The organism is Streptomyces sp. P5F9, assembly GCF_057961495.1.
Genome location: NZ_JBXVPZ010000687.1, coordinates 1 through 3,728 on the forward strand (window position 1 = coordinate 1; position 3,728 = coordinate 3,728).

General features: G+C 69.5%; 4 protein-coding genes. 2 read left to right on the forward strand and 2 right to left on the reverse strand.

The annotated features are described in order from the left end of the window. On the reverse strand, nt 1-231 hold a 231-nt coding region (locus tag AC31A1_RS48485), incomplete at its 3' end, for a hypothetical protein (RefSeq protein WP_489659439.1). A 358-nt stretch (nt 232-589) separates the two neighbouring features. Here AC31A1_RS48485 and glmS point away from each other — a divergent pair. Then, nucleotides 590-2,437 (forward strand): glutamine--fructose-6-phosphate transaminase (isomerizing), encoded by a 1,848-nt coding sequence (glmS, locus tag AC31A1_RS48490; RefSeq protein ID WP_489659440.1) that lies wholly within the window; start codon nt 590-592, stop codon nt 2,435-2,437. Nucleotides 2,438-2,447: 10 nt separating this feature from the next. On the opposite strand, the gene AC31A1_RS48495 is transcribed toward glmS, so the two are convergent. Next, nucleotides 2,448-2,855, reverse strand: coding sequence for a hypothetical protein (locus AC31A1_RS48495; protein ID WP_489659441.1), 408 nt, complete (start codon nt 2,853-2,855; stop codon nt 2,448-2,450). A 243-nt stretch (nt 2,856-3,098) separates the two neighbouring features. On the opposite strand from AC31A1_RS48495, the gene AC31A1_RS48500 reads away from it, so the two are divergent. After that, a complete protein-coding gene (locus tag AC31A1_RS48500) occupies nt 3,099-3,509 on the forward strand; it encodes a hypothetical protein (protein WP_489659442.1) in 411 nt (136 codons plus the stop codon). Nucleotides 3,510-3,728 lie beyond the last annotated feature (219 nt).

Consider the following 3,728-nt stretch of genomic DNA (forward strand, 5'->3'; position numbering starts at 1 on the left):
GGGCGCGGGTCGCGGGGTGGGCGGCGGGTCGGGCATCGTCCCGTGGACCAGGACGTGGTCCGGGTTCATGGTGTCGTAGTCCGGCCTCGCGGGGACTCCCGACGGCAGCAGGATGTCGATCAGCGCGCTCCGCATGTGCAGGCCGATCGTCCCGGGGTAGCGGACGATCGGCGCGGTGGGATCGCCGGTGGTGAGGGCGTCCACGGCTGCCTCGATCACCGCGGGGCGCATCGCCGGCTCACGGACACCGGTGCTGATGCCGGTGCTGGAGAGCCCGGATCGCCTGGTCGGCCAGCTCGTGCCGGGTGGCGAGGACTTCAGGGGACGCGCGGGCGAAGCCGTAGTCGGACATGGACGGTCTGCTTCCCCCGGTCGCCGGTTCGGAGCGGTCGCGGACGGACTGGTCGGGATCCGCTCCGGCCCGCGCCCCTTGGGCAGGCGCCGCGTGGCTTGCATAAGAGGGTCCGGTCCGGTCGGCAGGGGACGGCGCGAAGGACAGACTCGGCCGGTTCTCGATCATGGCCGTAATTTCCGAAATCGGGCACGAAGTGCCGTGTTCGGGCGGGGTTCGGCGCCTAGGCTGCGGCGCATGTGCGGAATCGTGGGATACGTGGGGTCGCAGTCGGCGCTCGATGTGGTGATGGCCGGGCTGAAGCGGCTGGAGTACCGGGGGTACGACTCGTCGGGTGTCGCCGTGCTCGCGGACGGCGGGCTGGCGGCGGCCAAGAAGGCGGGGAAGCTCGTCAATCTGGAGAAGGAGCTGGTCGACCGCCCGCTGCCGGCGGGGTCGACGGGCATCGGGCACACGCGCTGGGCCACGCACGGCGGGCCGACGGACGCGAACGCCCACCCGCATCTCGACAACGCGGGGCGCGTCGCGGTCGTCCACAACGGCATCATCGAGAACTTCGCCTGTCTGCGGGCCGAGTTGGCGGAGCGCGGGCACGACCTCGCCTCCGACACGGACACCGAGGTGGTCGCGCATCTGCTGGCCGAGGAGTTCTCGGGGTGCGCGGATCTGGCGGAGGCGATGCGGCAGGTGTGCCGGCGTCTTGAGGGCGCGTTCACGCTGGTCGCGGTGCACGCGGACGAGCCCGGTGTGGTCGTGGGTGCGCGGCGGAACTCGCCGCTCGTGGTCGGAGTGGGGGAGGGGGAGGCCTTTCTCGCCTCCGACGTCGCCGCGTTCATCGCCCACACGCGCTCCGCGATCGAGCTGGGACAGGACCAGGTCGTCGAGCTGCGGCGGGACGGGGTGACCGTCACCGGGTTCGACGGGGCTCCGGCCGAGGTCCGTTCGTACCACGTCGACTGGGACGCGTCCGCCGCGGAGAAGGGCGGCTACGACTACTTCATGCTCAAGGAGATCGCCGAGCAGCCGAAGGCGGTCGCCGACACGTTGCTGGGCCGCATCGACGCGGCGGGCCTGCTCACGCTCGATGAAGTCCGCATCCCCGTCCACGAGTTGCGGGAGATCGACAAGGTCGTCATCGTCGCGTGCGGTACGGCCTTCCACGCCGGGCTGATCGCCAAGTACGCCATCGAGCACTGGACGCGGATCCCCTGCGAGGTGGAACTGGCCAGCGAGTTCCGGTACCGGGACCCGATCCTGGGCGCGCGGTCCCTGGTCATCGCCATCTCCCAGTCCGGCGAGACGATGGACACGCTGATGGCCCTACGGCACGCGAGGGAACAGGGCTCGAAAGTCCTGGCCATCTGCAACACCAACGGGTCGACGATTCCGCGGGAGTCGGACGCGGTGCTGTACACGCATGCCGGGCCCGAAGTCGCCGTAGCGTCGACGAAGGCGTTTCTGACGCAGCTGGTGGCGTGTTATCTGGTCGCGCTGTATCTCGGTCAGGTGCGGGGCACGAAGTGGGGCGACGAGATCCAGGCCGTCATCCGGGACCTTTCGCAGATCTCCGGTGAGGTCGAGCGGGTGCTGGAAACCATGGAGCCTGTACGGGAGTTGGCGCGGTCGGTGGCGTCGAAGAACACCGTGCTGTTCCTGGGCCGGCATGTCGGTTACCCCGTCGCTCTCGAAGGCGCCCTGAAACTCAAGGAGTTGGCGTACATGCACGCCGAGGGCTTCGCGGCGGGGGAGTTGAAGCACGGGCCCATCGCGCTGATCGAGGAGGGGATGCCGGTCGTCGTCGTGGTTCCCTCGTCCCGTGGGCGGTCGGTTCTGCACGACAAGATCGTGTCCAACATCCAGGAGATCCGGGCGCGGGGTGCGATGACGATCGTGATCGCGGAGGAGGGCGACGAGACGGTCGTCCCGTACGCCGACCACTTGATCCGCATCCCGGCCACACCGACGTTGCTGCAACCGCTGGTCGCGACCGTGCCGTTGCAGGTGTTCGCCTGCGAGCTGGCCACGGCTCGGGGGAACGAGGTGGATCAGCCTCGGAACCTGGCGAAGTCGGTGACGGTCGAGTAGGGCTCGCTCTTCAGGGCTTCCCTGAAGGGGGTGAAGGCTCCGGCCGGGAAGGTGAGGGTGGGCCTGGCCGGGGTCTTTGAGCCGCGGTTGTCAGGGCATCGGCAAGGCTGACGGCCGGGCAGCCCAACATGCCTGTCAGCACGCGGCGCTGACGCTGCGTCAGGCAACCCACGAAGACCGCCGCGTCGGCGTTCGTCCGCTCGCGGAGTGCCGCCGCCTCGCGAACCTTGCCGTACGTCAGAAGAGTTCGCGAGGAATAGGGCAACGCCATCTTCCTAGCACCGCCGGCCGAGACGCCCCGCCGCTGCACGATCCGGCCCACGACCCGCGCACCGCGTTCCTCCAACGCCCGCGCCGCCGCATCCATCAGCGCGGCCCAGTCCCTCTGCTTGCCGGAGAAGTGACCGACGATCACCACGTCGGCCCCCTCGACCTCAACTACCGAGGTCGGAACCCGGTGTTGGGCCGTCCCCGCACGATGAGCGGGTCGCCGGTCGCGCCTTCGAGGCTGATGCATGGCCTTCAGGCTAGTTGCGCTCCGCTGAAAGCGCGCTGAGGGCGTCGTGAAACCCGGTGCGCGCAGGCTCTGTTCCAGAACGAAGGCGATGCGAGCCCCGACCCGGGGCCGTAACGGTCTGACGAATCCAAGGAGCACATCACCATGGGCATCAACCTCACCGACCAGGACAAGCTCACCCTCCGTACCGCCGCGTACGGCGCCATCACGCTCATGGCCGCCGCCGGTGCCACCACCGGTTCGCCGCACCGGATCGCCACCCAGGGCAGCCTCGCCCTGGCCTCGGCGACCGGGCCGGTCGGGTACGTGCTCGCCGAGAACTCCAAGATCCCGAACCTGAACGGGAAGTCCGTGGCCGAGATCGCCGATCAGGTGCTGCCGGCCCTCACCACCGCCATGAGCCTGCTCAAGAAGCAGGACCCGGCCGAGGCCGACAACTTCCGCGGCACCGTCCTCGTCGCTCTCGAAGCGGCGGTCCGCCCCAAGAAGGGCGAGCCCGGCCCCGTCATGCTGGAGATGGTCCGCAAGATCACCGGAGCCCTCGACGGCGCCTGAACCCGATAAGCGCGAGAAGCGCGAGAAGCGCGAGAAGCACGGGACGCCCCGGACACCCCGGACACCCCCGGATTTCCGGTAGCCGCCCTCGCCCCGACGATGGCCCGAAACCCCGCCTCTACGACAAGCCTCGACCTGATGGGATGGGACCGTGCCGAGCGGCATGTGACGGGCCGTCGGGGCGAGGGCGGCTACCGGAAATCCGGGGGTGTCCGGGGT